The 25,404-nt window shown below is 40.1% G+C and carries 27 protein-coding genes; 5 read left to right on the top strand and 22 right to left on the bottom strand.

The genetic code is table 11. The features are described from left to right. Positions 1–132 precede the first annotated feature (132 nt). Positions 133–1,653 (bottom strand): transporter associated domain-containing protein, encoded by a 1,521-nt coding sequence (locus FTU64_RS00330; protein ID WP_078188911.1) that lies wholly within the window; start codon positions 1,651–1,653, stop codon positions 133–135. 617 nt (positions 1,654–2,270) lie between these two features. Between FTU64_RS00330 and FTU64_RS00325 the strand changes: the two genes are divergently transcribed. Then, a complete protein-coding gene (locus tag FTU64_RS00325; RefSeq protein WP_078193646.1) occupies positions 2,271–2,735 on the top strand; it encodes a MarR family winged helix-turn-helix transcriptional regulator in 465 nt (154 codons plus the stop codon). A 21-nt stretch (positions 2,736–2,756) separates the two neighbouring features. On the opposite strand, the gene FTU64_RS00320 is transcribed toward FTU64_RS00325, so the two are convergent. Next, complete coding sequence (locus FTU64_RS00320) at positions 2,757–3,416, bottom strand: SOS response-associated peptidase family protein (protein ID WP_180059099.1); 660 nt, start codon at positions 3,414–3,416, stop codon at positions 2,757–2,759. A gap of 38 nt (positions 3,417–3,454) precedes the next feature. Here FTU64_RS00320 and FTU64_RS00315 point away from each other — a divergent pair, with 38 nt between their 5' ends. Then, complete coding sequence (locus FTU64_RS00315) at positions 3,455–4,078, top strand: hypothetical protein (protein WP_180054551.1); 624 nt, start codon at positions 3,455–3,457, stop codon at positions 4,076–4,078. Between the two features lie 207 nt (positions 4,079–4,285). Then, positions 4,286–4,441 carry a hypothetical protein gene (locus FTU64_RS00310; protein WP_180054553.1) on the top strand — a complete coding sequence of 52 codons (156 nt, stop codon included), beginning with the start codon at positions 4,286–4,288 and terminating at the stop codon, positions 4,439–4,441. An 82-nt stretch (positions 4,442–4,523) separates the two neighbouring features. On the opposite strand, the gene FTU64_RS00305 is transcribed toward FTU64_RS00310, so the two are convergent. The 5 genes from FTU64_RS00305 to FTU64_RS00285 form a co-directional block, all read right to left on the bottom strand. Continuing rightward, positions 4,524–5,966 carry an aldehyde dehydrogenase family protein gene (locus FTU64_RS00305; RefSeq protein ID WP_180054555.1) on the bottom strand — a complete coding sequence of 481 codons (1,443 nt, stop codon included), beginning with the start codon at positions 5,964–5,966 and terminating at the stop codon, positions 4,524–4,526. Positions 5,967–6,077: 111 nt separating this feature from the next. After that, positions 6,078–6,554 (bottom strand): hypothetical protein, encoded by a 477-nt coding sequence (locus FTU64_RS00300; protein ID WP_180054557.1) that lies wholly within the window; start codon positions 6,552–6,554, stop codon positions 6,078–6,080. An 88-nt stretch (positions 6,555–6,642) separates the two neighbouring features. Then, positions 6,643–8,805, bottom strand: a complete 2,163-nt coding sequence (locus FTU64_RS00295) for a malate synthase G (protein ID WP_180059034.1) — start codon at positions 8,803–8,805, stop codon at positions 6,643–6,645. Between the two features lie 526 nt (positions 8,806–9,331). Further along, on the bottom strand, positions 9,332–10,483 hold the full coding sequence (zapE, locus tag FTU64_RS00290) for a cell division protein ZapE (RefSeq protein ID WP_111885050.1): 1,152 nt from the start codon (positions 10,481–10,483) through the stop codon (positions 9,332–9,334). Between the two features lie 84 nt (positions 10,484–10,567). Then, the gene (locus FTU64_RS00285) at positions 10,568–11,575 is read right to left on the bottom strand and encodes an AraC family transcriptional regulator (protein ID WP_111885051.1); all 1,008 of its coding nucleotides are present in this window, start codon (positions 11,573–11,575) and stop codon (positions 10,568–10,570) included. A 157-nt stretch (positions 11,576–11,732) separates the two neighbouring features. On the opposite strand from FTU64_RS00285, the gene FTU64_RS00280 reads away from it, so the two are divergent. Together FTU64_RS00280 and FTU64_RS00275 are read left to right on the top strand one after the other, a co-directional pair. Next, positions 11,733–13,262, top strand: a complete 1,530-nt coding sequence (locus FTU64_RS00280) for an NAD(P)/FAD-dependent oxidoreductase (protein ID WP_180040271.1) — start codon at positions 11,733–11,735, stop codon at positions 13,260–13,262. Positions 13,263–13,310: 48 nt separating this feature from the next. Continuing rightward, positions 13,311–14,219, top strand: a complete 909-nt coding sequence (locus tag FTU64_RS00275; RefSeq protein ID WP_180059033.1) for a lysine exporter LysO family protein — start codon at positions 13,311–13,313, stop codon at positions 14,217–14,219. A gap of 79 nt (positions 14,220–14,298) precedes the next feature. Here the strand turns inward: FTU64_RS00275 and pyrF are convergent, their stop codons facing one another. The 15 genes from pyrF to FTU64_RS00200 form a co-directional block, all read right to left on the bottom strand. Continuing rightward, complete coding sequence (pyrF, locus tag FTU64_RS00270) at positions 14,299–14,979, bottom strand: orotidine-5'-phosphate decarboxylase (protein ID WP_168378904.1); 681 nt, start codon at positions 14,977–14,979, stop codon at positions 14,299–14,301. A 240-nt stretch (positions 14,980–15,219) separates the two neighbouring features. Next, positions 15,220–15,585, bottom strand: coding sequence for a lipopolysaccharide assembly protein LapA domain-containing protein (locus FTU64_RS00265; protein ID WP_078188931.1), 366 nt, complete (start codon positions 15,583–15,585; stop codon positions 15,220–15,222). A 24-nt stretch (positions 15,586–15,609) separates the two neighbouring features. After that, complete coding sequence (locus FTU64_RS00260) at positions 15,610–15,912, bottom strand: integration host factor subunit beta (protein WP_067767464.1); 303 nt, start codon at positions 15,910–15,912, stop codon at positions 15,610–15,612. Positions 15,913–16,074: 162 nt separating this feature from the next. Beyond that, a complete protein-coding gene (gene rpsA / locus FTU64_RS00255) occupies positions 16,075–17,754 on the bottom strand; it encodes a 30S ribosomal protein S1 (RefSeq protein WP_168378903.1) in 1,680 nt (559 codons plus the stop codon). Positions 17,755–17,861: 107 nt separating this feature from the next. Continuing rightward, positions 17,862–18,545 carry a (d)CMP kinase gene (cmk, locus tag FTU64_RS00250; protein WP_168378902.1) on the bottom strand — a complete coding sequence of 228 codons (684 nt, stop codon included), beginning with the start codon at positions 18,543–18,545 and terminating at the stop codon, positions 17,862–17,864. 17 nt (positions 18,546–18,562) lie between these two features. After that, positions 18,563–18,994 (bottom strand): SRPBCC family protein, encoded by a 432-nt coding sequence (locus tag FTU64_RS00245; RefSeq protein ID WP_078188937.1) that lies wholly within the window; start codon positions 18,992–18,994, stop codon positions 18,563–18,565. A gap of 26 nt (positions 18,995–19,020) precedes the next feature. Next, on the bottom strand, positions 19,021–19,572 hold the full coding sequence (gene tadA, locus FTU64_RS00240) for a tRNA adenosine(34) deaminase TadA (RefSeq protein ID WP_180059032.1): 552 nt from the start codon (positions 19,570–19,572) through the stop codon (positions 19,021–19,023). A 7-nt stretch (positions 19,573–19,579) separates the two neighbouring features. Continuing rightward, on the bottom strand, positions 19,580–20,701 hold the full coding sequence (locus FTU64_RS00235) for an enoyl-CoA hydratase/isomerase family protein (RefSeq protein ID WP_180003065.1): 1,122 nt from the start codon (positions 20,699–20,701) through the stop codon (positions 19,580–19,582). Then, the gene (gene ung / locus FTU64_RS00230; protein ID WP_180007388.1) at positions 20,698–21,411 is read right to left on the bottom strand and encodes a uracil-DNA glycosylase; all 714 of its coding nucleotides are present in this window, start codon (positions 21,409–21,411) and stop codon (positions 20,698–20,700) included. Before ung ends, FTU64_RS00235 begins: the two co-directional genes overlap by 4 nt. A gap of 36 nt (positions 21,412–21,447) precedes the next feature. After that, positions 21,448–22,044, bottom strand: coding sequence for a 6-carboxytetrahydropterin synthase (locus FTU64_RS00225; protein WP_180059031.1), 597 nt, complete (start codon positions 22,042–22,044; stop codon positions 21,448–21,450). Positions 22,045–22,174: 130 nt separating this feature from the next. Further along, positions 22,175–23,122: a type II secretion system minor pseudopilin GspK gene (gene gspK / locus FTU64_RS00220; RefSeq protein WP_180059030.1), complete on the bottom strand. Its 948-nt coding sequence runs from the start codon at positions 23,120–23,122 to the stop codon at positions 22,175–22,177. A 39-nt stretch (positions 23,123–23,161) separates the two neighbouring features. Further along, a complete protein-coding gene (gene gspJ, locus FTU64_RS00215; protein WP_111885090.1) occupies positions 23,162–23,791 on the bottom strand; it encodes a type II secretion system minor pseudopilin GspJ in 630 nt (209 codons plus the stop codon). A 46-nt stretch (positions 23,792–23,837) separates the two neighbouring features. Further along, a complete protein-coding gene (gspI, locus tag FTU64_RS00210) occupies positions 23,838–24,230 on the bottom strand; it encodes a type II secretion system minor pseudopilin GspI (protein WP_078188947.1) in 393 nt (130 codons plus the stop codon). Then, positions 24,220–24,777, bottom strand: a complete 558-nt coding sequence (locus FTU64_RS00205; RefSeq protein WP_180059029.1) for a type II secretion system protein — start codon at positions 24,775–24,777, stop codon at positions 24,220–24,222. Before FTU64_RS00205 ends, gspI begins: the two co-directional genes overlap by 11 nt. Before the next feature lie 9 nt (positions 24,778–24,786). Next, positions 24,787–25,401 carry a TetR/AcrR family transcriptional regulator gene (locus FTU64_RS00200; RefSeq protein ID WP_168378896.1) on the bottom strand — a complete coding sequence of 205 codons (615 nt, stop codon included), beginning with the start codon at positions 25,399–25,401 and terminating at the stop codon, positions 24,787–24,789. Positions 25,402–25,404 lie beyond the last annotated feature (3 nt).

The following is a 25,404-nucleotide window of genomic DNA, read 5'->3' as shown; positions in this document are numbered from 1 at the left end:
ACATCATGTAAATATAATACGTTTTAACATAGTGAATTACAGCCTCCTTGGATAGGATTTCTTATACTTTCTAGTCATACAAAAAAGACAGCTTCGAAAAGCTGTCTTTGAGTTATTTTTAAAATTTAAGCATTAAGCTTGGTAATAGATATCAACCGTTTTAATGCGGTTTTCATCCATTGCCGTAACTTTAAATTGGATGCCTTTAAAATCAACCACAGTCCCGACTTCTACATTGCCGTGGGTCTGATCTAAAATAAGACCTGAAACACTGATATAACCATCATCTTCTTCGATCAAATCCAGCATTTCCAATTCAAGTTCTAACTGATACAGATCGAGCATGCCTGAAGCTTTCCAATGTTCATCATCGATTTTAATCAAATCAAGTTGTTCATCTGCATCAGGGAATTCACCAGCAATCGCTTCAAACACATCGAGTGGTGAAATCAGACCTTGTACCGCCCCAAACTCATCCGTAACCAGCACCAAAGAGCCTTTAGAGGTACGCAAGGTATTAATCGCATCAATCACCTTCATCTTTTGGAAAATAAAGATTGGACGATGACGTTTAATCAATGCTTTTAGATCATCTTCACTGTCTAGAACATCAATAAGTTCTTTCGCACGGACAATACTAATGACTTTATCCAAGCTACCACGACACACAGGGAATAAACTGTGCGGCACCGAAAGGACTTGCTCACGAATTTGCTCAGGTGTGTCATTTAAATCCACCCAAGAAATTTGATTACGGGGTGTCATAATCGACGCAACTGAACGCTCTGCAAGCGTCAATACACCACCAATCATGTAACGCTCTTCATCTGCAAAGGTTTCTTGCGCCTGATTACCGACTTGATCGGCTTCTAAGCGTCCACCCATCAGCTTTAAAATACTGTCCGCAGTACGATGACGTAATGGAATTTTCGCTTCGTGTTTTTGAGCATTGCGTTGACTAAACTGGTTAAAGGCTTCGATGATAATCGCAACACCAATACCTGAGTAGATATAGCCTTTCGGAATATGAAAACCAAAGCCTTCTGCAATCAAGCTAATACCGATCAGCAATAAGAAACTTAAGCATAGGATCACGACAGTCGGATGTCGGTTTACAAAGGCCGTTAACGGTTTAGATGCAAGTAACATCACTGCCATTGCAACAATCATTGCAGCCATCATGACATAAATGTTGTCGACCATACCGATTGCTGTAATAACAGAATCAAGAGAGAAAACTGCATCTAAGACAACAATTTGTGCCACGACTGCGGTAAAGCTGGCATAAGCCACTTTTGTTGTCACTTGAACTTCTGGTTTACCTTCTAATTTCTCATGCAGCTCTGTGACCGCCTTATAGACTAAGAACAATCCACCGAACAATAATATGAGATCTCGACCAGAGAATGTCCAATCAAAAACGGTAATCAGGGGCTTTGTTAATGTGACCAACCAAGAGATTGCAAATAACAATCCTAATCGCATAAATAATGCGAGTGAAAGACCAAGTACGCGGGCTTTATCACGTTGTTCTGGAGGGAGTTTTTCTGCCAAAATGGCAATAAAGACTAGGTTATCAATCCCTAGTACAATTTCTAAAATAATTAATGTAAGTAAACCAACCCAGATTCCGGGATCTAACAAAAATTCCATTAGCCCTCTTCCTCATTCTGGATTGTAAGAATATCTTCAATCAGACCAACGCACGGCGACGGATCCATAAATTTAACCTGTGTAACTAGAGACCTTTCCATTATGCACAATCTTGCGCATTTGTAATGTATTCAAGCATATTTTTTCGCATCAACTATATGACAAAATGTTAAAAAACGCTGAATGCGTTACAGTTTGAATGGCCGATATAAAATACACTTCTAGATGTTAAAACCTACTTTTTGAGATATCCGCTTCCACTTTAAAAAAAGCTTGAATTCACCTGACTTTTAATTAAATGTAATTAAATACGTTGTATGAGATTGTATGACAAATCTAATGAATTATTTATTTCAACCTTTTGGTAAAATATATTAATATTCAATTTAAATTAAAAACTTATTTATTTTCACTACACTATCTGTATACCCAACTTTGCTTTTATTCTCTTTTAATCATTTGGACAGAATATCAATATAATCTATTAAGATAATCTAAAAATGAGATATCTTATACTTTCTATTTTTTTATTGTGAACTCTTGCTATTACCCTCTATTTTTCAATAGAATGTTAAAACATTAAATAAAATTAAAACAAATATTCAGGGGACTCCTTCATGACAAAAAAGTATTCAAAATTTTTACCATCCACCGATGACTTTAGTTTAGAAAATTTTCCTTTCTACTGGGTTACTCAGGTGCATTCACAATATGTTTTAAACGTCGACCATGCCTTAAAAAAGTATGGCGTTGATAATTCACGTCGTCGCATCCTGCTCGCACTCAAGTCTAAACCTCATGCGAGTGTTTCGGATTTATCTGAAATGGTCGTGTCTAAAATGTCGACGACAACCAAGATCGTTTATCGTTTAAAAGATGAAGGCTTAGTAGATACCTATTCTTGTGAAGATGATGCGCGTATTACCCGCGTCGTGTTAACCGATAAAGGCACTGCTATGACGCAGAAGATTAACGATCTAACGAATGTCGTTCTAGAGCAATCTTTTGAAGGCTTAACACCGCTACAAATTGAAAAAACCATGGAAAGCTTAAAGCATATTTTCAAAAACTTAGCGCGCTAAGCATTCTGCATCACCGAAATATCAATCGAAAAAGTTCAGTTGGGGACTGATTTTTTCGATTTTTATTTTGGGTGCGTGTGCACATTCAAACTCATCAACAGGAAAACCTTGTACAAAACTTTGGATGTTCGGTGATTTCCAACTTAACCATTCCTCTAATCGCGCATGCGGAATCACAATCACTGAGCGTTTTACATTGCCCGGCTCATGAAAGTGTTTCATCATCTCATGCTGAATAGCGTCCATCGTAATCATGGTACTTGAACGTACAATCTCATCACCTTGTCTACAAATGTCATATAAGGCAGCGATGTAAAACGCTTCTCCATCTTTGCGTTTAACGCTCCAACGCTGTGGCTTATTGTCGATATACATTGACTCATAAAACTCAGACACGGGAATTACACCAAATTTACATTTTGAGATTGCATTAATAAACGTAGGCTTTTGGTACAAAGTTTCATTACGAGCATTATAGGTTTTTAGTGCAATAGATTTGTCTTCGGCCCATTTAGGCACCATGCCAAAACCCACTTTTCGCCACTCTAGCCCTTGCTCAGACTTAAAGAGCAGCGGTAAATCATAATTTGGATAGACTTCCTCAGGATATTCAAAACTGATTTCAGGCAAGTTTTGCGACTTTAATTGCGCTAAGGTAATCGGTTTGAAATTGGCACACATATTTGCCATAATCCGCAAAAATTCAATCTTTATAATAAATGAAAAATCTAGACCGAAGTCGCTTTATCGTTTTAATTCTAATTTCAAGCCTATATTCAACCGCACATGCCGCAAAAGTTTCTGTACATACCGTTTCATTTCTACCTTTTAGTCTCGACGCGCTCTATCTCAATGAATATCCATTTAAACAAAGCCTGATCAATGAAATCGAGATCCCTGCAGGCAAATACCGCATTCAATATAAGCATTTTCGCAATCAGCAAATGATCAGTACACATCATTGGGTTACGGTCAAAAATCTTCCCAATACCCAAGAACAACAATTTTCATTGGTCATCTTGCCTGATGGTGAAGTAATCAATGTCTCTGATTTTAAAATTACATCTCCAGAGATGTTTCCTGAAATCCGTTTTGCAAAACGTGCTCAAAATAGTTATCGCTTGATGCAAAATCAGCAAAGACAAAGAGATCAGTTTGGCGTGATTCTTCCTGACGTAGATGAAGCCCATACGACAGAATTAGAAGATCAATTTGGCTGGTTTACGGTAAACTCAGATGAAGGCCGTGTCAGGACTTCTTGTACTGGCACGTTTAAAATCAACCCTCAAGATGCGCTCCCCTATTTCACTACTGCAAATTCAGCTCTTCAGTTTAATGATTAACAAGGAAACCAAAAACATAACGCATATTTAGCGTTTAGTGATAACAATCCGCTTATTCCAATCGAAGATCGAACAATTCATGAGGCAACGGATTACAAAAATAGCTTGAAGTTTGATGTCTATATTCACCATATCCAAAAAATGAAAACCGAGACTATTTCTTCTAATTATTCAATCTACAATTATAAGGTTCAGGTCAAGCTGTATATGACGGCTTTGCAACGTAAGCCCATGCTGTTGATGAATCAGCAAATGCACTATCAGGATAATTGTTCAAGTCAGGATATTGGCGCTTTTCTGTATTACAAAACACGTTGGAGTCGTTTTTGGGACTATATACTTCCTGATATTTCATGGAAATAAACTAGAGAGGTCCTGCTCCTGCGCAACAGAACCTGTTGTGAAGTCTATTGCACAAGATAAAATAGACTTCATTTTGTGTATTTTAAGCGGGGAAAGTCTGCCAATGGGTGCGGGTAAATTCCTCAAATATCCACTCACCATTAAAACGGCCAAGGCCTGAATTACGTTCACCACCAAAGGGTGCATTAGAATGATCCGCCACACTGATGCCATTGATATGCGTCATGCCTATATCGAGTTTGGCAGCAAACTCTCCGCCGCGCGCTAAGTTTGACGTACATACCGCACTCGATAAACCAAATCGGGTTGAATTCGCCAATTCTAGTGCATGTGCTTCATCTCGCGCTTTTAAAATCGGCAAGATTGGCCCAAAGCTTTCTTCCAATGCAATATCAGCGTGTGCATCCACATGGGTAAAAATATGCGGTGCAACCAATTGACCTTCAATGCCGCCTGCATAGGCTAAAATTGCATCTTGCTGAATAGCATTTTGAATAATGGTTTTTAATTTATCAACCTGCGCCTTGTTGATGATAGGCCCTATGAGGGTTTCAGTAGCATTTGGATCACCGACGACAATTGTTTTTACTCGCTGAATAAGCTTATCCACATAAGCATCATGTATAGATTCATCCACAATGACGCGGTTCGTACTCATACAGATTTGACCTTGATGCAAAAACCGCCCCATTACAGTCAATTCAACAGCTAAATCTAAATCTGCATCATCCAAAATTACCAATGGCGCATTACCACCCAACTCTAGTGCAAGCCGCTTAATTCGTGAACTTGCCAAAGCTTTCACGCCAACTTGCTTACCGACTTCTGTAGAGCCAGTAAAAGAAATCATTTTAGGTACAGAATGTTCTACAAAATAATCCCCAATTTCACTGCCGCTGCCTGCAACAACATTCAATACGCCATGCGGCAAACCTGCTTCTTCAAATAATTTGCCGAGTAATGTACCACCTGTGACTGGCGTGTCACTTGCAGGCTTCAACACCACACTATTACCGCAGGCAATCGCAGTCACCACAGAACGCATCGATAAATGAAATGGAAAATTCCACGGGCTAATCACCGCAATGACACCCAAAGGTTTGCGCAGTACAAAACTTTTTCGGCTCGGGTCTTTACTCTCTAGCTCCACGGTTTGCATTTTTTTAGGAAAACTCAGCGATTCTTGGATAATGCCAACCGCTGCATCAACTTCAATATTGGCTTTTAAACGTGTACTACCAGATTCATCAATCAGCCATTGAATAATTTCTTCTCTTCGTTGCTGAATGGTATGAGTTAATTTAGTGATGACTTGCTGACGTACTTCAATGGACTTGGTTATTTCTGATTTAAAGGCAGCTTCTGCAGCACTATAAGCACTGTCTACATCGACACTGCTTGCAGCCTGCAATTCAAAAATTTCTGCTTGGCTAAAGGGATTGATATTCTTGATGTGACGCGTTGAAGTCCCTGCTCGCCACTGTCCACCAATATATTGCAAATCTAATGCGGTATATGCTGACATCGTTTCCATCCCATTTTTATCATTCATTCCAATGTAAAGGCTTCAGCATCGAAAAGCTATGAGAAAAACAGGAAGAAACTTTATCCATAATTTATTGTACAACGCTACAACTTAAATAGGATGATTAATCTGCTGCATCGCTTTATAGATTCGCCAATAAATATAACAGCTAACCAAAACTTCAAAACTCAGGTCTTTAACTGTGGTGAGTTGCTCAAGTGCAGCCTCCTCCATGTTTACGGTCAACATGGGTAGTAGCGCTTCGATGACAATGCCGATGGCAATAAAGAGAACTAAACTCTGAATGGTCACGGGTAGATACAATGCGATAAAGCGCTTTAAAAAATCTCGGCCTTGCTCGCCGCCATTGGCTTTAAATATGGCATTCACCCAGCTAATCAGCAGACCAACTTGTAAAACAAACGAAGCCCAAGCTTCTGTAGGTTTGGATTCTGGGGTTAAGGTCAGTGCTAAGTAGCTAAAGAAAATCAATATTGAACTGGCAATATAGTAGTTTTTATAATGGGTTTCAGAGACTTTATTCAGTCTTATATCATCCACCAACCGATTTACATTCCATAAATACATGGATTTTCCTTTTCATTTTTTATGTCGACATTCTAACTTTCTAAAGTAATAAAAAAAGCCTCCGAAGAGGCTTTTTTTGATTTACAGATTAGTCACCTGTATAACCTTTTAATTTTAAACGGTAAGCATGAAGAAGCGGCTCTGTATAACCAGAAGGCTGCTCGCCACCTTTGAATACTAGGTCATATGCAGCTTTGTATGCATAGCCATCAAAGCTTGGTGCCATTGGCGTGTAGAGTGGATCGTTGGCATTTTGCTCATCTACAACTTTCGCCATGCGCTTAAATACTTCTTCAACTTGCTCAGCAGTTACGATACCGTGACGTAACCAGTTCGCAACGTGTTGAGAAGAAATACGTAAAGTTGCACGGTCTTCCATCAAACCAACGTTGTTGATGTCTAGAACTTTTGAACAACCTACACCCAAATCAACCCAACGAACCACATAACCCAAGATACCTTGAAGGTTATTTTCGAGTTCTTTGGTTTTCTCTTCTTCAGACCAGTTTGTATCTGTCGCTAAAGGCGGTGTTAACAAGTCATCTAAAGATAGCGGTTGAGTATTCAACAACTCTTTTTGACGCTCAGAAACATTGCACTGATGGTAATGGATCGCGTGAATAACAGCACCAGATGGAGACGGAACCCATGCACAGCTTGCGCCAGCTTCTGGATGCTCAATTTTCGTTTTATACATATCAAGCAACATATCTGGTTTTGGCCACATGCCTTTACCGATTTGCGCTTTACCACGTAAGCCTGCTTGTAGACCGATCATCACGTTACGGTTTTCATATGCAGGGAACCAGATTTGAGACTTCACTTCGCCTTTACGAACGAATGGACCTGCTTCCATGAAAGTATGGATTTCATCACCCGTACGGTCCATGAAACCTGTATTAATAAAGATCGTACGATCTTTCGCTTGCGCGATACAGTTTTTCAAGTTCACAGAAGTACGACGTTCTTCGTCCATGATACCGATTTTCAAAGTCTTCGCAGGTAGACCAAGCGCTTGTTCAGCACGCTCAAATAATTCAACTGCAAATGCAACTTCTTCTGGACCGTGCATTTTTGGCTTAACGATATACATAGAACCTTTACGAGAGTTCTTGTTTTCGTTTTCGCCTTTAATATCTGCAAACGTCAATAACGGTGTGATCAATGCATCCATGATGCCTTCGTAGATTTCAGCACCATCTACAAGGATCGCAGGGTTTGTCATCAAATGACCCACGTTACGAAGCAACATCAATGAACGACCGTGAAGCGTAGTTTCACCACCGATTAAGTTTTTGTGCGTACGATCTTTATTTAATGTACGCGTGATGATCTTACCATTTTTCTCGATTGACTCAGAAAGTGTACCTTTCATTAAGCCTAACCAGTTACGGTAGCCTTCAACTTTCTCTTCAGCATCAACTGCTGCAATTGAGTCTTCTAAGTCTTGAATTGTGGTTACTGCAGCTTCAAGAACTAAGTCTTTAACGCCCGCAGCATCAGTTGAACCAATTGGGCTCGTCGCATCAATTTCAATGATTACATGCAAACCATTGTTTAAAAGTACGATTTCAGTTGGCGCAGCTTCGTCACCATTAAAACCAACAAACTGAGCTTCTTTCGCTAAAGTTGCAGTTGAGCCATCTTTTAGGCTTACAACTAACTTTTTGCCTTCTACTGCATATTTAGTTGCATCTGCATGCAAACCATTAGCTAGCGGGAAAGTTTCATTTAAGAAGTTTTTAGCAAATTCGATAACTTTTGCGCCACGAGCTGGGTTATAGCCCTTACCTTTTTCCGCGCCGCCTTCTTCAGAGATCACGTCAAAACCGTAAAGAGCATCGTAGAGTGAACCCCAACGTGCGTTCGCAGCGTTTAAGCAGTAACGTGCATTACGCACAGGTACTACCAATTGCGCACCAGCCAATAATGCGATTTCTTCGTCTACATTTTCTGTGCTGATTTGGAAATCTTCTACTTCTGGTAATAAGTAGCCAATTTCAGTAAGGAAAGCTTTGTAAGCTTCGAGTTCAAATTTGTTGTTGCGGTGCCATTCATCAATTTTAGCTTGAATGTCGTCACGCTTAGCCAATAGTGCTTTGTTCTTTGGGCTAAGATCGACAACGACTTGTTCAAAGTTTTTCCAGTAAGTTTCACTGTCTAAACCTGAACCCGGTAGTGCTTCATTTTCGATGAAATCGTAAAGTTCTTTAGCAATCGCTAACTTGCCTTTTTGAATACGTGCAGTCATTGTCTTTCCTGATATTGCTATTTTTTATAACAAGAGATTCTAGTATACCCATTTATACTTTGCTGAATAGTACTATCACATTCCTAAATAATGATCATTTTCTATGTAATGAAATACCCTCATCATTCAACATAATAAAGATCAGAAATACGACGTCATCATCAGCCTGAATACCTTTTTACAGTGTATAAAGTTTTTGAAATGTCGAAATTAGACTTAAGTGCAGAATTTTGTTCTAAAACTGAACAAATAGACCCAAGCGTCAAACAAACTCACTCGATTAAGCCATGAAATGCTGCCAATGTCGATGCTACAACTTCAACCAATCAGTTTAAATTTAACGCTTTTATCGATGAATTATTAAACAGCCATACTTCTTATTTAATGATGCTTTTATCATGAGACTTTGCTTTAACTTCTATTGTTCGTTCCACAGCTTTTCTTAATTTATACATGTTTTCTAAAACTAAAAATCAAAAAAAAAGAACGCCATCAAGACGTTCTTTTTTCATTCCAACAGAAACGCTTAATTTTCTGCCGTAGATTCTGGTGCATTGATTTGACGGTGAGAGGTATGTAGATAATCATCAGATTGCATTTCCAATAAGCGCGAACGTGTACGCTCAATTTCAAATGCCAATTTTTCACCTTGATATAATTCAATAATCGTATCTTCTGAAGTAAGCAACAACTTCACACCACGGTCATAAAACTCATCAACTAGATAGATAAAACGACGAGTCCCTTCAGACAAATAATCCGTCATGTGCGGCACATTACTCACTAAGACCGTATTATAAATATTGGCAATTTCAATAAAGTCCGCTGGACTACGTGGTTTTAGGCAAAGCTCAGAATATTCACACCACAGCACATCTTCCGTATGACCAATGGTTTCCACAATACGCTGATTAATAATAATTGGCTCTTGTGAAACCGTTTGGGTTTGCGTTAATGCTGTAAAACGCTGTGCCATCCACAACTTATGTTCATGTGTTAAAGGCGACTTAAACAACTGCGCTTGTTTCAATACACGTAAACGATAGTCTACGCCTGAGTCTACATTTAAAATCACACAGTTCTTTTTTACCATTTCGATGGTTGGGATAAAACGGTCACGGTGGATCCCGTTTTTATATAAACCATCTGGTGCGATGTTAGATGTTGCAACAAGGGTGATCCCACGCGTAAATAATTTTTGGAATAGATCACTCAAAATCATCGCATCTGTGACATTGGATACAAAGAATTCATCAAAGCAGATCACGACTGCTTCTTTATAAATTTGGTCGGCAACAAGGTCGAGTGGATTACGCTGACCTGAAAGCTTATTTAATTCACGGTGTACGTACTGCATAAAGTGATGGAAATGCATACGTGTTTTGCGTCGAAATGGCACAGAATCATAAAACTGATCCATCAGCCACGTTTTACCACGTCCTACACCGCCCCACATATACACCCCTTTCGGTGCAGTTTGACGACGGAAACGACGAAACGCTTTTTTAGAAGCCTTAAAACGTTGGATTAATTCTTGCCAAACTCGATCCAACTCATGCACCGCTTGCGCCTGTTCCTGATCTGGTAAAAACTGACCAGATGCTAAGGCTTGAGCATAACGCTCAGCCGGTGAAATCGGAGTAAATGCGGTGTTGTGTGGTGACTGAAAATCTGACATATCATTAAATACTTTTTGGGGCTAAATGAATTATAACGAAGAATAAACTCGAAGATATAACACTTTGGCAGTAAAGCGCATTGGCTATTTATTATATTGTCTCGGACTATGCCCAAACCAACGTTTAAACGCATGATTAAACGCCGCAGGTTCTGAATAGCCGAGCAATTCTGCAATCATTTCAATTGAATATTCATTATATTCAATCATACGGAGTGCTTTATCTTTAATAATATCTTCACGAATTTGCTTATAACTGGTATTTAACTGTTGCAGTTGATGACGCAAAGTTCTTTCAGGCAAGTTCAACGCTTGAGCAGTTGCTGCCATACTTGGCATCGCACCACTTTGTAATTCCAAATAATCTTGCACACGTTGAACCAATGATGGCGCATCTTCATCGGCGCTTAAACGTTCTAACTCCGCAATACATTTCGACTCATATAATCGAAAAGTAATAATATCTGCGGAAGGGATCCGAATATCTAAAACATCTTCATCAAACCAGAATGCCGCAAATGGCGCACCAAATCGAACTTGTGAGCCATAATAATCAGTAAACATTTTTAATTTTTCAGGATCTTTGGGTTCAGCAAACGGCAAATCAATTTGAACTTGCGGTGTAGATAGACCCATCATTTTGTACAGATCACGGATAAATTTATACGTTCCAGAAATTTCCGACTGCGCCAATAATGCACCCAGTGGTGCATACACATCTTGGGGTTGATAACATAAGGCCACTTTATGCTGACTGATTTGCAAACTCAAACGCCCAGTTAGATGCGTCAACTGTTGAAAGCGAATTCCCTGATTTAAAGCTTGGCGTAAAGTATCACTGGTGACCAATAACATCAGCAACGGGCCATAACCCGCCAATGTATAATGCTGACCAATAAATAACCCTTGCTCAGGTTCTACATCTTTACCAATGACTTTCAGTACATCCCACTCCAAACTCGGATGAATCACTGAAGTTGGATCGAGTGCATCGACACGCAGCCCAATAGTTTGCAAACGTTGATCGACATCTACGCCTGCTTTACGCATTCCTTGTACTAAATACATCAGGCTTAGAATAGATCGTTTCATAAATCGTAAAATGACATTAAATTTCTTCTTTTTTACTACAAATTTGCAATTATGAACATTGCCGTTTCGATCAATTTTTCTGTCACCTCAATCATATTGTTCTGGTTATGAACTCAAGTATGCTTAGCCTGTAATCTCGCTTGGAATTAAAAAAATGATGCAGGAAGCGCAAACAAAAACAGTGCAAACCCCAAAAGCCAATTCTGAAATACATACGCAAATCGCCATCATCGGCGGTGGTTTTGGTGGTATTGCTATGGCGATCCGACTTTTACAACAAGGCAATCAAGATTTTCTGATCCTCGAAAAAGCCAATGATTTTGGTGGAACCTGGCGTGAAAACCGCTACCCTGGCGCTGCCTGCGATGTGCAATCACATATGTATTCACTTTCTTTTGCACCCAAAACAGATTGGTCAAAGCGTTACGCCGAAGCGCCGGAAATATTTGACTATATCCAACATGTCACCCGTGAATATAATTTAAAACAATTCTGTCGCTTTAACAGTGAAGTGCTTTCAAGCCAATACAATGAATCAACCTGCGACTGGCATTTAGAACTCAAAGATGGCGTTAAAATTACCGCTCAATATGTGATTTTTGCATCTGGCCCGTTACATGTCCCACAAATTCCACATATTCCAGGCATTGAAAAATTTAAGGGTAAAGTGTTCCATTCTTCTCAATGGGATCATCAATATCCATTAGCAGGCAAAAAAGTCGCATCGATTGGTACAGGCGGCAGTGCCATCCAATACATTCCAGAAATTGCACCACAAACACAGCAACTTTATGTTTTTCAGCGTACAGCGGCTTGGGTCATTCCACGAGATGAACGTAGTTATCATGGTTTAGAAAAATCATTATTTAAAAAATATGATTGGTTTCGAAAAATTCACCGTGCTCGACTGTATTGGACCAACGAATCACGTGTCGTGCCAATTGTTAAGCCGACCACCATGAAGTATGCGCAAAAACTTGCAGAACTGTATATTAAGTATCAAGTCAAAGATGCTGAACTCGCCAAGAAACTAACCCCAAACTACATCATGGGTTGTAAACGCATTTTAATTTCTAATAAATACTTTCCAACCTTTAATAGACCTAATGTGGAATTGGTCAGTGATGCAATACAAGAAATCACTGAAAATGCCATTATTACCAAAGATGGAAAATCCCGTGAAATTGACTGCTTAATCTATGGGACTGGCTTTATTACTGACCCACGTATTTATCTCAAGTCCTTTGAATGTATTGGTGAAAATGCTCAAGAACTCAAACAAGTTTGGCAAGCTGGCGCAGAAAGTTTTTATGGCATTTGCACCAAAGGCTTTCCAAATCTGTTCCAATTATTAGGCCCCAATACCGTACTTGCGCATAATTCAGTGGTATTTATGATTGAGGCACAAGTCGATTACATCTTACAAATGATGCAATTGGTTTCAAAATCTAATGTTCAAGCCATCGCTGTCAAAGATCAGGTGCAAGATCAATTTAACACTCATGTACAAGACATGCTTGATGGCACGGTATGGCAATCAGGCTGCGTGAGCTGGTATCAACAAAATGGCGGTAAAAATTTTGCACTGTGGCCAACTTATACATGGAAATATTGGCTCGCTACTCGAAAAATAAATCCAGCTGATTTTCGACTCCTAAGTAAAACAAAATCTAGTCATGCAGCTTAAGCAATAACAGGTCATAATAGGCAGGTATTCATTATCTGCCTATTTTTTATGCAATCTTTCTGGCTGATTTTCCAGCTCTTGACCTGTTTAGGGCTTGGTTTTATTCTTGCACGTCGCCTACCCACTTGGCTTGAAAAAATCGCCTTTAAACTCCTGCCGTACTTTACTTATATTTTGTTATTTGCGATTGCGATCGAATTTTCTGAAACATTACACACTATTCCAGCACCTCTGCAAATCCTCTCTTCATCAGTACTTATTGCACTATTGACCTCAATGGGTGCTTTTATTTGCTGCTATATTTTGTTTAAGCTTTTAGGCTATAAACCCAGTCATGGCAAAGTGTCCATGCAGTTAGTGACAAGCTCACTCATCAATATTAGCTATGCTTTTATTGCATTAGGTTTAGGTTATGCTTTTGCCGAAATTGCAGCACATTTTAGTCTTCAGCCACATATGAGTACTTGGGATCTACTTTTAGTCTTCATGTTTCTGATTGGGCTTGATCTCGCCTACTCACCGCTCGATCGTTCTTGGTTAAATTGGAAAATTCTACTTGTTCCACTCGGCTGTATCGTCGGTTCACTTTTGGGCGCTTTTGCTGCTGCCTATCTATTGCCACAAATCAGTTTGAAAGATTTGATTATGTTGTCACAAGGCTACGGTTTCTATTCGATGACAGGCATCGTCGTGACTGAATTAAAGAATGCGCATCTCGGCAGTATCGCGCTGATGAATGATTTATTCAGAGAAATTTTTGCGATTGTATTTATGTATATTATTGGCTGGCGCTACCCACGCTCTGCAATTTCATCTGCGGGTGCAACAGCTATGGATGTCACCCTACCCATGGTCAAACAAGCCTGTGGGAATGATTTTATTCCACATGCCATGGTCAGCGGCTTTATCCTTTCTGTACTTGCACCAATATTGGTGAGTATATTGGCGGCTATCTAACCCCTCACCTAAATCCTCTCCCAAAGGCAGAGGACTTTCTCTCTCCCTTTGGGAGAGAGTTAGAGAGAGAAGGTAAATATTAAAGTGTCGCTAAAATATCTTTTAAAGTCTGACGCATATTGTCCGATTTGGTAATCGGACGACCAATCACCAAATGTGTAGAACCATCGAGCATGGCTTGTTTAGGTGTCACAATTCGTTTTTGATCATCAGCAGCAGAACCCGCAGGACGGATACCCGGTGTCACTAAAGCAAACTCAGCACCCAAAGTCTCACGCAGCATTTTTGCTTCTTGTGCCGAACACACTACACCATCTAAACCACTTTCTTTCGTTAAAGTCGCAAGACGTTTCACATGTTCAAAGGGTTCAACATCTAAACCTAAATCCGCAAGATCTTCACGGCCCATCGAGGTCAAAACAGTAACAGCAATCAGCTGAGTATTGTAATTGCCCGCCTTTAGGCGCTCAACACAGGTTTCCATCATTTTACGACCACCTGAAGCATGAACATTCACCATCCACACACCCATATCCGCAGCTGCACAAACTGCTTGCGCTGTAGTGTTTGGAATATCGTGGAATTTTAGATCTAGAAATACTTCAAAACCTTTATCATGCAAGGCCTTAACGACACTTGGACCCTCATGGGTAAATAACTCTTTACCAACCTTAACTCGACATAATGCAGGATCTAACTGCTCTGCAATTGTAAGTGCGTCATATTGGCTTTTAGCATCTAGTGCAACGATGATACTCAAGAGACTTACCCTTCATTTTGACAAAATTAGTGCATTATAGATGGATTCAACTTGATCAGAAAGTCATAAAACTCATGTTATTTGAAATGATTAATTTGAATTGAGCTATCTCATTATTTTATTTGAGATAAGCGTTTTATTTTTTCAGCCCATAAAAAAACACCCCGATGATCCACCGGAGTGTTAAATATAAAATTTAAATCTACTCATAAAAGTAGTTAATTTACTTCTAAAACCCAATTATAACGGGTTAGAAGGACGCTCATTCGCATCAATATCTAAAACTGTCTTTTCATGACGCGTATGTGCAGCCGCTTCAGCAGCAGCCAGTTGAGCAGTTTGAATTTGCTCTTTGCGTAGGCGGTCAATATCTTTACGTAGACGTTTAATTTCCCAGTTATTTTGAAATACTCGAAATACTTGCACTGCCAATAAAAGACCTAACACCAAACCTAAAGACAAGGTTAATAGCAATAAAAGCCCTAAACGCATTGCAGGCACTTGTGTAAATAACAAATCGACTGAAAGTTCAGTTCCGTTTTGCAGAACCAAAGCCAATGAGTATCCAAATAGAACCAGTAAAATTACGACCAATACGTAACGCATAAACACCCCTAACAATGTTTTGAATTAGTTTGCAGATTCGTTTACCGCATCACGTAAAGCTTTACCAGGTTTAAAGTGCGGTACAGCTTTTGCTGCAACTTCTACTGATTTACCTGTTTTTGGGTTACGACCCACACGTGGTTCACGGTGATGTAATGCAAAACTACCAAAACCACGGATTTCAATTCGGTTGTCTGTAGATAACGCTTCGATCATTTGATCGATCATTATCTTAACGGCCTCTTCCACTAAGGGTTCAGCTAAGTGTGGGTTTTTAAGAGAAATACGCTCTATTAAGTCAGACTTATTAAGTGCTTCAGTAGTCATCTGCGACCTCTTTAATTATCAAGCTACCTAGGATCAGTTTCCTGATAATAACCTGTTTAAATACAAAACGGTAGCGTAATAATCACTTACTACGCTACCGTTACAGTAATTGTGTAAAAAATATTAATTAATTTACATTAATAATACAATTCAAACACTTACTTAGTGGTTCATTTGAGCTTTGATCAAATCACCAATAGTCTTAGGACCATTGTCTGAAGATGCTGTAGCTGTCTTGTTCAAGTTAGCTACCGCTTCTTTTTCTTCAGCTTCGTCTTTCGCTTTGATAGACAAGTTGATAGAACGTGATTTACGGTCTACGTTGATGATTTTAGCTTCAACTTCTTGACCAACTTCAAGGAACTTAGTTGCATCTTCAACGCGGTCGCGGTTGATTTCAGATGCTTTAAGAGTCGCTTCAACTTCGTCAGCTAACTTAACAGTAGCGCCTTTAGCGTCAACTGCAGTTACAGTACCTTTAACAAGCGCACCGCGTTCGTTAGCAGCTAAGAAATCGTTGAACGGATCGCTGTTCATTTGTTTGATGCCAAGGCTGATACGGTTGCCTTCAGCGTCTACTGAAAGGATAACCGCTTCAACTGTGTCACCTTTCTTGTAACGACGGATAGCTTCTTCGCCTTGTTCGTTCCAAGAAATGTCAGACAAGTGAACTAGACCATCGATACCGCCTGGTAAACCGATGAAGATACCGAAGTCAGTGATTGACTTGATAGTACCTGAAACTTTTTCACCTTTGTCGTGTTCTTTAGCAAACTCTTCCCATGGGTTAGCACGAGTTTGTTTGATACCAAGAGAAATACGACGACGCTCTTCATCAACTTCAAGAACCATAACGTCAACTTCGTCACCGATCTGAACAACTTTAGATGGGTGGATGTTTTTGTTAGTGTGGTCCATTTCTGAAACGTGTACTAAGCCTTCAACGCCTTCAGCGATTTCAGCGAAGCAACCGTAGTCAGTTAAGTTAGTTACACGAGCTTTAACGATAGAACCTTTAGGGTAACGGTTCATGATCGCTAACCATGGATCTTCGCCTAATTGTTTAAGGCCTAAAGATACGCGGTTACGTTCGCGGTCGAATTTAAGTACTTTAACAGTAACTTCTTGACCAACTTCAACAACTTCTGAAGGGTGCTTGATACGTTTCCAAGCCATGTCAGTGATGTGAAGAAGACCATCAATACCGCCAAGGTCAACGAACGCGCCGTAGTCAGTAAGATTTTTGATAGTACCAGTAACTGTTTGACCTTCTTCAAGCTGAGCAAGAAGAGCTTCACGGTCAGCTGAAGATTCAGCTTCCATAACAGCACGACGAGATACAACAACGTTGTTACGTTTAGCATCAAGTTTGATTACTTTAAATTCTAACTCTTTACCTTCTAAGTGAGTAGTATCACGAATAGGACGAGTATCAACTAAAGAACCTGGAAGGAACGCACGAACTGGACCGATGTCAACAGTGAAACCGCCTTTAACCTTACCAGAGATAACACCAGTAACGATTTCGCCGTCTTCAAAGATTTTTTCAAGTTTAGTCCAAGTTTCAGCACGTTTAGCTTTTTCACGTGATAAAACTGTTTGACCCATACCGTTGTCAAGAGCTTCAACAACTACGTCAACAGTGTCGCCAACTTGAACTTCAAGTTCACGTTGTTCATTTAAGAATTCAGCGCGGTCAACAATACCTTCTGATTTAAGGCCAGTGTCAACTGTTACCCAGTCAGAGTCGATATTTACTACAACGCCTTGGATGACAGCACCCTTTTCAACGTTGAGGTTTAATTCGCTTTCTTCAAAGAGGGCTGCAAAAGATTCGGTCATGATATACCTAGTAAAGTCAGCGGTCTTGGATCAGACAAGGCCGGTTTAATTAAGCGTCTACATAGTCCGTATAAGACTGATCAAGCTATGCTTCTGCTGAAAATTCTTTAGTTTGCTAATTGCTGATCGATGTAATTCGTCATCAGCGTGAATACTTCATCAATACTCAAAGTTGAACTATCAATGAAATAAGCATCTGGCGCAGGCTTGAGTGGAGCGACTGTGCGTTCCATATCTCGCTTATCACGCGCTTCGATATTAGCTAAAATGTCGTTTATTTTAACATCCACGCCCATAGCCTGCAACTGATTTACACGGCGCTCTGCACGGGACTGAGCAGAAGCCGTTAAATAAATCTTGGCTTGAGCATTGGGAAAAATCGTAGTTGCCATGTCACGGCCATCTGCAACCAAACCAGGTGCTTGGGCAAAGGCATGCTGACGTTCTAAAAGCGCAGTTCTAAGTGCAGGAATTGCAGCAACTTTTGAGGCAAACTCTCCGACTCTCTCAGTACGGATAACTTTTGAGACATCTTCACCATCTAAAAGCACCGAAACACCTGCTTCATTTGTCACAAATTGTATGTCTAAATTTGTTGCAATTTTTACGCATTCATCGAGCTTTGAGTCTAATGCATCAATTAAGTCTTGCTTATGCAATGACAATCCCAACAGACGATATAACGCACCTGAGTCGAGTAAGTGGAACTGATAATGTGCCGCAATTTTTGCTGCCAATGTTCCTTTACCTGAGCCACTTGGGCCATCAATTGTAATGATTTGAACTGTCATTGCTCTTCCATTTTTGTTTATACGGTTTTTGCAAGTTTTGAAAAACCAATTTTAATCGCTGACTTCAGTTGCGCAAGGATTAATTGACTAACGAATGGCGCACGCGCCTGTAATTCAATCGTATAAGTGACTAAAGTACGCGCAGCATCGATCGCTTCGAATTGAATCACACCCAAATGATGTTTCACCAGTGGGTTTTTAATAATCTTATATTCAATGCGTTGGTTTGGCTCAAGCAAGGTAATTTGCTCTTGTAACGGCTTCACTGGCCCAAAGCCCATACGACGTACAGAACCCACACCATCAGGACGTTCAGGATCTGCAGAATCTTTGACGCGCACCACTTGAATCGGTGCAAAAGCCACGTTATAGGTCGAATGTTTTGAAAGTAAGTCAAAAACTTGCTCGACCGGTGCATTAAATTCTTTTTTTACTTGAATGGATTTCATGGTGTACCCTATTTTATTTGACAATATTAATTGTCAGTAGAGTTTACTTGATTTTTTAAATTAAGTTCAGTCAAAGTGGTTTTTTCCTGTAACTTCATCAGTCGTTTTTGTTCACGACGCATTTTAAAAAAATCACTTAATTGTTGGGAGCATTGCTCTTGTAGGCAACCATGCTCAAACTCAAAGATATGGTTATAGTAGCCTGAATTTAATAATTGACGCGAACTGACCAAAGAACCTGCTTTAGGCTCAGTCGTCGCAAATACCACACGTTTAATTCTCGAATGTACCAAAGCACCCACACACATTGTGCATGGCTCCAATGTTACATATAAGGTTGCATCATCGGGTAAACGGTAATTATCGATATTTAAACAAGCTTGACGCAAAGCTTGTACTTCCGCATGTGCGGTGGGATCTTTCAGAGAAATCGGCGCATTAAACCCTGCACCTATGACTTGATTTTGACTCACAATGACTGCGCCTACAGGAATTTCTTGCAATTCTGCAGCTTGTGCAGCCTGCTCGAAAGCCAGCTGCATCCAGTGTTCATCACTATATAAGTTTGGTTCAGACATCAATTAATTAAATTACACCATACTGTCTTAACAGCGCATTCCAACTGTCAATATTGGTTACAGGAGGCTCATCAGCCAGAATTCCTTTGAGGGAAAGATCTGTACCTTTTTTCCATTCTGGAGACAGGTCTTTATCGACTAGGCGGGCGCGCACACCTTCCACAAAGTCCGCATGACGAATTTTCCACTCTGAAATTTGAGTTTCTAGTTCAAACACTTCATTCCAAGAATGCACTTTTTTCCCCCACTGCCACAATAACCATGTTAATGCTGCGGTTGCAGGTGAACCTTTTTGCAGATTTTCACTGGCTTGGCGTAGCCAATCACTGCGTGCATCGCTTAAACCAATAATTGATTCATAGTCATGTTCAAAATTGTGCCCACGGCACACACTCTGAATCACATCTAATGAATTTTGTAATGGGCCCGGCCCCACAGGACGATGCATACTATTTAAAGTGTCATCAATGGCACGAAAATCGCCCGCTGGATAATGATCCCAATCAATATTAATGACAGTTTCAAGTACATTATCACGCTGAGCATCACAAATATGCGTTGCCCAGCCGATACCATAAGCACCAGCTGCGGTCATAATCGAGCCGGTTAACCCAGTAAACAATCCAATGGCACCACGGTCAGCGAGGAAACGCGTCGCACCAACATCTGGATACAAACCGATATTAATCTCAGGCATTGCTAAACGTGAATAAGGTGTCACCAAACGGAAAGGTGCAGCCATAAATAGACCTAAACCACCTCCCATGACATAACCTTCGCCCCAAACCAAAATCGGCTTTGCATAGTTATGCAGCAGCAAATCTAGGGCATATTCTTGTTCAAAGAATTTATTCGCCGTTTCAACTTCATCATTGACCACCAATTGTCGCAATTTGCGTACATCGCCACCTGCACAAAATGCTTTCGGCGTAGTGGAATCTAACCAAATCGCTTTTACTGCATCATCGTGTTGAAAGTCCTGAAAGACTTCAAGCAACGCTGTACAGATAGATTCATCTAATGCATGAAGCGATTTTGGGCGATTCAGGCGAACAATGCGCCAGCCCTTTTTCGCTTCTTCAACAATCAGATCTGGGTGATAATTTTTTGAAACGGGAGAATAAGTCATGCGTCCAGCTGCCAGTCTATTGGCTCAATGCCATTTTGTTTAAGATAATTATTACTTTTTGAGAACACCTTACAACCAAAAAAACCACCGCGGTTTGCAGCCAAAGGTGATGGATGCGCGGCTTTTAGCACCAAGTGCTTATTTTGGTCAATGCGTTGTCCCTTACGCTGTGCATATGCCCCCCATAAAATAAAGACAATATGCTCACGTTGTTCATTTAAAACATCAATCACATGGTCTGTAAAATCTTCCCAGCCACGTTTTTGATGTGAAGTTGGTTGCCCAGCCTCAACAGTCAGTACCGCATTTAAAAGCAAAACACCTTGTTCTGCCCAGCGTGTTAAGTCCCCATGTTTTGACACAGGCACCCCAAGGTCGGTATTTAACTCATGGAAAATATTACGTAAAGAAGGTGGTAATGCAACCCCCTTTTGTACCGAAAAACTCAAGCCATGTGCCTGATTTGGCCCATGATAAGGGTCTTGGCCTAAAATCACCACCTTTACATTCGCCATAGGCGTCGTGTTTAAGGCATTAAAAATCAGCGGATTCGGTGGATAAATCACTTTATCCTGTTTGATTTGTTGTAGCAGAAAGTCTTTTAACTCATCCATGCGGGGGCTAAGCAGAAACTCACTTAGGCCATATTTCCAGCTAGCATCAAGCTGCACTTTAGCGAGTTTTGCTTGTTGCTCTTCTGTTAAAGACATCACTGTTAACTAATCCTAATAAAACCAAATATTTACTTAAATTTTAACTTGTAAATCAACTGCAGGGTTTAAAAATTTTTGACCCTGTTTTAATTTTTCATACATCTGGGTATCGTTCCATTCCGACTGAACCTGTTCGGAAAAGACGATTTGATCTAACTGCAACAGCCCCATTTGTGCGTTGTCGATATCTTCTAAAAAGCTTTGCGCATAGCCTGTGTCCGTCTCATGTACGATCACAGAATACACTTCAACATCACCCTCACCATTTTGAGTTTCTGTTGATTTTAGAACTTGTTGTGCCAAGTAAAAGAAGATCCGTGAAAACTGTTCTGCTGAAGGCGATACGGGTAGTTGAACCCACCGTGCGCTGAACTGCTTGCAGGCACGAATGTACTCGGCATCATCATGTTGCCAAAAACAAATCGCGTGATCAAAACTGTCAAATAAGTCTTTAATTACCCCTTTGAGCAAACCGAAATCGTAAACCATTTGTCCATGGTCAAGTTTCGACGCTTTGAGCAATAATTCGACTTTATAACTGTGTCCATGAATGGAACGTTTGCAACGGTCTGACGTGCAATTACGCACGATATGCGCGTTTTCAAACTTAAATAACTTACGAATTAACATGTGTCGTAATGCAATCAAATAATCTATGGGTTCTTAGAGATTATAATGCAAAAGTCTAACAAGAGGCATTAATTTTGCTGTTCAGCACAATTGGGAAAAGGCATCATGAAAATTTAGCGATATTTAAGACCTAAAATGGCGCCATACTGCGAAAAGCCACATATACATCTTTATCTTTTCGCACTAACTCACTGGTAAATTGACGCTTTCTTTCATTTAAAATAATTTCAATTTGCGCTTTAAAATAGTTCGACTGCACACCCAATTGTGAATTTAAAACTTCCCGATTTTCTGTGCTCACCTGTGCAAATGGCTCCATTGCCCATAAATCATTGATATTTTCGAAATGTTCAAATTTGGCTGCTTTTTGTTGCAAAGCTTGTTCAACTGCATTGACATCTAAACGATCATCCAAGGTCGCTAACAAAAATGCAGGAGCGGTATTAATGTTTACCGTTGTTTCATGCGAAGGTAAGCTACTCACATAAGGCGCAATTAGTTTATATTGAGCACCGTCAAAACCACGGACTGATTTCAGCTCTTCCACACTATGGAATTTTGCATTTGGCGGTAGTGCCGCATTATTTAAACCACGATAATACGCCAGCTCTGCTCCCATTGGGCCAGAGGTCTCATCATCTTCATCTTGCCAGTCAATCACGGCTTGACTTAATTCTGCGGGTAAACCAACACGCTGCAATATTTTCTCAAACCATAATTTTGCTTTGTCATTTACCACACCCTCTTCTGAAACCAAACTATTGAGGTTAAATTTTCCAGATTCGTCTTGCAGCACACCTGCAACGGTTCCACCTTCCACTGGAAAGGCGGGCATAGGCTGAGCCCAATTTTCTTGGAGGTGATCCACCTGCCCTGCATTTTCGGCATCATTCACCAAAAGTTCAGCAAAAAATGCTTCGGCACTTTTCGCATATAACAACGATTGATTTTGGCGCATCACATAAGCGGTATTTTCAGAAGTATTGGCTTGTTGTTTTGCGATGCCTGCTGCAACTATGGTTGCCAAAGCTACCATCATCAGGATAGTTAACAAAGCGATGCCACGTTGCTGTTTCATAAGCAACTCCGAACTTCAAATGCCTCTACTACCTGACCGTTAACCATTCTTATTTTTATCCAATAAAAAATCAGTATTTAACAAACTGAATAACCATTCGTAGTTTGTCCCATCAACTGTGAGCTGCATCCTGATACCCCGCGGTAACAGTTGAATGGTTTTTTCATTATTCAAATCAGCGGCAGCATCTGGCCAATTCTCTAACTCATTTGGATTGAGTACCGTGATTTTATATTGTTCAACATTATCCAGTAAAACACTCGAATCTGGCTGATCATGCCCCGTTTGGTTGAGATTTTTAAATTTTAGCCGATACAATTTTTTTTCATCAGCTTTGTATTGATATTCCACTCGCTCGTCAGGTGCAATGCCCTGATTTAATGGATCAGTGACACCTGTCTTACTGAAATTAAATCGGCCATTTTGCAATACTAACGCTGGTTGAATATCTCCATTAATATTGGCAGTTAAGGGCACAGCTTGTACTGTGTCTCTGAGAATTTGCTGATGGGCATCTTGCAACTGACTGAGCCGTGCCTCATGGGTTGCGTTTCGTTCTTTCACTTTCGAGACATAATCAAAAACCTTCCAGCCCAATGCAGATAGTACTGCAAAAATGGCAATCGCAACCAAAAGTTCAACTAAGGTAAATCCTGCTTGATTCTTCATTCCTTGCTGCACAAGCACAGGCATATCTTGAGATGTACGTTTTTTTCTAGTTATTATTTTCATCCAACGGAGCCTTATAGTTAAAGAACACTAAACTACTAATCCCTGCTTCTACATCCCCAGTTTCAGCATTCATCAAACTCACTTGGATATCGATACGTTGTACATTTGGACTAATGGTGGCTTGGGCTTTTTTGTCAATTTGCCATTGTTCGCCTTGTTCAGTGACTTGTTTAGATGCAGTACCTGTCATCCATTCACGATTGATTTCCATCTTAGCGATTTCATTCAGCGCGACAAATTGTGCTTTATTTCTTAAAATTGCGTGTGCTGTCGACTGCGTATATTGCATCGCAACATTAGACAAAGCCATTGCCGCAGTAGCAAAAATCGCCAATGCCACCATGACTTCAAGTAGCGTAAACCCTTTAGCCCGCATTAACTTTCCCTAAATGATCGATTTCGATTTCATTACCAATGGGACGTTCTTCAAAATAAAACTGTATACGCACAGGCTTTACCTCACCATTACCCAACCAAATCAACTTGGGTGCATTGGTATTTAACAAATCATCATTATTAGCATTTTCATACTGTTGATCTAAAGGCTGAATCGTAAAAGAGACATTTTCAGGTAATACTCGGGTTTCAAAATCTTTATAGTTTTGCCATTTATTGTTCTGATTTAAAATACTATTTTCTACACGTTTTTGTTCTGGTAAATATTCTTGTACCGCATAGCTTTGCGTGTTGACATCCGTTCCAGCTTTTTGCTGTAAGGCCAATATCAAAGCTTGATCATTTGCATCACGTAATATTCGTTTCAGATCCATTACAAACACTTCGCGTGCTTGCATGGCTTTGCGTTGATCTGTCCCACCGATATTCAAAAGCACCAATGAGGCCATGATGCCCATAATCACAATCACCACCATCAATTCAACGAGGGTGAAGCCACGAACCGATGATGGTGATGCTATTTTCATAAACAGCCTTTAAGCGAATTGAGCAACCGCATGCACTTGTTTTGGTAAGGCCAAGGCTTGATCAATATAAGCAACCCGTAAGGTGTCTCTTGAACCCAAATAACGCTGATAAAAACTTGAGTTCAAAATTGCTGCAGCGCCATGTGTAAGTGACCAAATCGAAGCAAGATAATCACGTACTGGCATGCTACTTTGAATCGACTCCAAATAACGCTCAGTCATACGAATGATCAATCTTAGACGCTGTTTGCGCACTTGATAAAGTTCACTAAACAAGTGTTGAATACCCACACCCGTTGTCGATAAACGCTCTTCAATTTGATGAAACAACACTGTACGTTCTGGGTGATGTAAGTGATGCAACATAAAGAAAGCAAGGTGTTCAGGAAAAGCTTTATCGGTGTCTTTAATCATTTCCAATAACATGCGTTCATTACGAATAATGAGCAACATATATAGTTCATCTTTACTTTGGAAGTGTTTATATAACGTCCCTTTTGCCAAGTCGAGTTCTGCCGCTAGCGCATCTAGTGTCATCCCTGCTTCGCCATTTTCCAATAGCAGCTGCTCTGCCACTTGGAAAATTAATGCTTCTCTTGCTCTAAACTGAGCTTGACGATCCATCTT

Origin of the sequence: Acinetobacter sp. YH12128 (assembly GCF_013418655.1) — a bacterium.
Taxonomy (GTDB): domain Bacteria; phylum Pseudomonadota; class Gammaproteobacteria; order Pseudomonadales; family Moraxellaceae; genus Acinetobacter; species Acinetobacter amyesii.
This window is presented reverse-complemented; position numbering and strand designations above follow the sequence as displayed.

Excerpts from the sequence above, each read along its gene's own strand:
- FTU64_RS00260 (WP_067767464.1), bottom strand. The coding sequence starts at position 15,912 with ATGACTACTGAAGCACTTAATAAGTCTGACTTAATAGAGCGTATTTCT.
- FTU64_RS00200 (WP_168378896.1), bottom strand. The coding sequence starts at position 25,401 with ATGGATCGTCAAGCTCAGTTTAGAGCAAGAGAAGCATTAATTTTCCAA.
- FTU64_RS00305 (WP_180054555.1), bottom strand. The coding sequence starts at position 5,966 with ATGTCAGCATATACCGCATTAGATTTGCAATATATTGGTGGACAGTGG.
- FTU64_RS00325 (WP_078193646.1), top strand. The coding sequence starts at position 2,271 with ATGACAAAAAAGTATTCAAAATTTTTACCATCCACCGATGACTTTAGT.
- gspJ (WP_111885090.1), bottom strand. The coding sequence starts at position 23,791 with ATGAAGAATCAAGCAGGATTTACCTTAGTTGAACTTTTGGTTGCGATT.
- FTU64_RS00295 (WP_180059034.1), bottom strand. The coding sequence starts at position 8,805 with ATGACTGCACGTATTCAAAAAGGCAAGTTAGCGATTGCTAAAGAACTT.
- FTU64_RS00320 (WP_180059099.1), bottom strand. The coding sequence starts at position 3,416 with ATGTGTGCCAATTTCAAACCGATTACCTTAGCGCAATTAAAGTCGCAA.
- rpsA (WP_168378903.1), bottom strand. The coding sequence starts at position 17,754 with ATGACCGAATCTTTTGCAGCCCTCTTTGAAGAAAGCGAATTAAACCTC.
- cmk (WP_168378902.1), bottom strand. The coding sequence starts at position 18,545 with ATGACAGTTCAAATCATTACAATTGATGGCCCAAGTGGCTCAGGTAAA.
- FTU64_RS00205 (WP_180059029.1), bottom strand. The coding sequence starts at position 24,777 with ATGAAAATAGCATCACCATCATCGGTTCGTGGCTTCACCCTCGTTGAA.
- gspK (WP_180059030.1), bottom strand. The coding sequence starts at position 23,122 with ATGAAACAGCAACGTGGCATCGCTTTGTTAACTATCCTGATGATGGTA.
- FTU64_RS00275 (WP_180059033.1), top strand. The coding sequence starts at position 13,311 with ATGCAATCTTTCTGGCTGATTTTCCAGCTCTTGACCTGTTTAGGGCTT.
- gspI (WP_078188947.1), bottom strand. The coding sequence starts at position 24,230 with ATGCGGGCTAAAGGGTTTACGCTACTTGAAGTCATGGTGGCATTGGCG.
- FTU64_RS00225 (WP_180059031.1), bottom strand. The coding sequence starts at position 22,044 with ATGTTAATTCGTAAGTTATTTAAGTTTGAAAACGCGCATATCGTGCGT.
- zapE (WP_111885050.1), bottom strand. The coding sequence starts at position 10,483 with ATGTCAGATTTTCAGTCACCACACAACACCGCATTTACTCCGATTTCA.
- FTU64_RS00280 (WP_180040271.1), top strand. The coding sequence starts at position 11,733 with ATGCAGGAAGCGCAAACAAAAACAGTGCAAACCCCAAAAGCCAATTCT.
- FTU64_RS00330 (WP_078188911.1), bottom strand. The coding sequence starts at position 1,653 with ATGGAATTTTTGTTAGATCCCGGAATCTGGGTTGGTTTACTTACATTA.
- ung (WP_180007388.1), bottom strand. The coding sequence starts at position 21,411 with ATGTCTTTAACAGAAGAGCAACAAGCAAAACTCGCTAAAGTGCAGCTT.
- FTU64_RS00315 (WP_180054551.1), top strand. The coding sequence starts at position 3,455 with ATGAAAAATCTAGACCGAAGTCGCTTTATCGTTTTAATTCTAATTTCA.
- FTU64_RS00300 (WP_180054557.1), bottom strand. The coding sequence starts at position 6,554 with ATGTATTTATGGAATGTAAATCGGTTGGTGGATGATATAAGACTGAAT.
- FTU64_RS00265 (WP_078188931.1), bottom strand. The coding sequence starts at position 15,585 with ATGCGTTACGTATTGGTCGTAATTTTACTGGTTCTATTTGGATACTCA.
- FTU64_RS00235 (WP_180003065.1), bottom strand. The coding sequence starts at position 20,701 with ATGACTTATTCTCCCGTTTCAAAAAATTATCACCCAGATCTGATTGTT.
- tadA (WP_180059032.1), bottom strand. The coding sequence starts at position 19,572 with ATGTCTGAACCAAACTTATATAGTGATGAACACTGGATGCAGCTGGCT.
- FTU64_RS00245 (WP_078188937.1), bottom strand. The coding sequence starts at position 18,994 with ATGAAATCCATTCAAGTAAAAAAAGAATTTAATGCACCGGTCGAGCAA.
- FTU64_RS00310 (WP_180054553.1), top strand. The coding sequence starts at position 4,286 with ATGACGGCTTTGCAACGTAAGCCCATGCTGTTGATGAATCAGCAAATG.
- FTU64_RS00285 (WP_111885051.1), bottom strand. The coding sequence starts at position 11,575 with ATGAAACGATCTATTCTAAGCCTGATGTATTTAGTACAAGGAATGCGT.